1 protein-coding gene is annotated in these 703 nt (G+C 42.8%); it reads right to left on the reverse strand.

The annotated features are described in order from the left end of the window. Positions 1 to 703, reverse strand: a 703-nt coding sequence (locus tag A3739_RS04385) for an efflux RND transporter permease subunit (RefSeq protein WP_197472044.1), incomplete at both ends; no start/stop codon positions are given.

Consider the following 703-nt stretch of genomic DNA (forward strand, 5'->3'; position numbering starts at 1 on the left):
TGATCGCAAACTGATTGTACATTTGTCCAGAAATACCCGGCATGAGTGAAACCGGGATAAAGACTGCCATCAATACAAGAGTGGTAGCGATAATTGGCCCAGTCACTTCTTTCATCGACAAAACCGTCGCATCAACAGGAGACAATCCATCATGCAGATGTCGTTCTACATTCTCGACCACGATAATCGCATCATCGACCACAATCCCAACTGCCAAAATCATTCCAAACAAACTAATGGTATTGATCGAAAACCCCATATAAAGCATCACTGCAAAAGTACCAATCAAAGATACAGGTATAGCGACCATAGGAATAACGACAGCGCGCCAATTTTGTAAGAACAAAAATACAACGACTAAAACGAGAAAGATTGCTTCGTACAGCGTATCGAATACCTCATCGATAGAGCTTACGATAAAAGTGGTAGTGTCATAAGGGATAGTAGCCTCAATGCCCTCAGGGAAACGTGAACTTAAGTTATCAAGAACATTTTGAACACCTTCTTTAATTTCAAGCGCATTTGCACCAGGTGCCCGATAAACTGCGAGCAACGCAGCAGGCGCAGCGTTATAAAGACCCTCTGAGACATAGCTCGATGCACCGAGTTCAACGGAGGATACATCTCGCATGTAAACGGATGAACCGTCTTCATTTGAGCGCAAGATAATATTTTCAAACTCTTCAACTGAATTTAAACGCCC

Source organism: Oleiphilus sp. HI0067, assembly GCF_001635735.1.